The sequence below is a fragment of the Rathayibacter tanaceti genome (assembly GCF_001634385.1).
GTDB lineage: Bacteria > Actinomycetota > Actinomycetes > Actinomycetales > Microbacteriaceae > Rathayibacter > Rathayibacter tanaceti.
In genome coordinates, this window is record NZ_LIIN01000273.1 from 1 (window position 1) to 1,047 (window position 1,047).

A 1,047-nucleotide genomic window follows, 5' to 3' on the forward strand; every position below is an offset into this window, starting at 1 on the left:
CTCGCCAGGACCTCGACCGTGCGCCGCGCGCGCTCGGCCGCGGGCAGCCGTCCGTGCAGGCGGAACGCATCGCCGATCTCGCGGCCGATCGGGCGCAGCGGGTCGAGCGAGAGCAGCGCATCCTGCGGGACGAAGCCCACGGATCCACCGCGCAGCCTCCGCAGGATGCGCTCGCCGGCGCCGACCACCTCCGCACCGCCGACACGGACGCTGCCGGTCACCGCGCCTCCGCTCAACCCCAGCAGGGCCCGCGCGGTGACGCTCTTGCCCGACCCGGACTCGCCGACGATCGCGACGCACTCCCCCGGCTCGACCCGGAACGAGATCCCGTGCACGACCTCGACCCCGTCGAACGCGACCCGCAGGCCATCGACGACCAGCGCGCTCACCGCACCCCCCGGAGGCGCCCGCCGAGGACCGTCGTCGCGATCGTGGTCAGCACGATCGCGAGCCCGGGGAACACGGTCAGCCACCAGGCGCTCGCGAGGTAAGTGCGACCTGCCGAGAGCATCGCGCCCCACTCGGGCGCCGGCGGCTCGGTTCCCAGGCCCAGATAGCTGAGGGCGGACGCCCAGACGATCGCCTGACCGACACCCAGCGTCGCGAGCACGGCGAGGGGCGCGAAGGTGTTGGGCAGCACGTGCCGCAGCAGGATGCGGGCAGGCGAGTGCCCGAGCACGCGCGCCGCCTCGACGTAGCCGGAGTCGCGGATGCCGAGGAGCTGGGTGCGCAGGATGCGGGCGTACCCGGGCGCGGTCGAGAGGCCGACGGCGATCGTCGCGGGGACGACTCCGGGGCCCGTGACCACGATCACCAGCAGCGCCAGCAGCAGCGCGGGGAACGCGAAGAGGACCTCGAGGATCCGGCCGACCACTCCGTCGACGAGCCGCCCGCCGAACGCGGCGACCACTCCGAGCAGCGCGCCCAGCACCAGCCCGATGGCCGTGGCGCTCACGCCGATCAGCAGGGAGGCGCCCGCTCCGGCGAGGAGGCGGCTCAGCACGTCGCGACCCGACTCGTCGGTGCCGAGGAGGTGGGCGGCGCTCG

At 74.9% G+C, this 1,047-nt stretch carries 2 protein-coding genes; both read right to left on the minus strand.

Annotated elements, in window-relative coordinates:
• Positions 1 to 389, minus strand: a 389-nt coding sequence (locus tag ACH61_RS15595) for an ATP-binding cassette domain-containing protein (protein WP_153038963.1), incomplete at its 3' end; no start/stop codon positions are given.
• Positions 386 to 1,047, minus strand: a 662-nt coding sequence (locus ACH61_RS15600) for an ABC transporter permease (RefSeq protein WP_068213783.1), incomplete at its 5' end; no start/stop codon positions are given. The genes ACH61_RS15600 and ACH61_RS15595, both read right to left, overlap by 4 nt.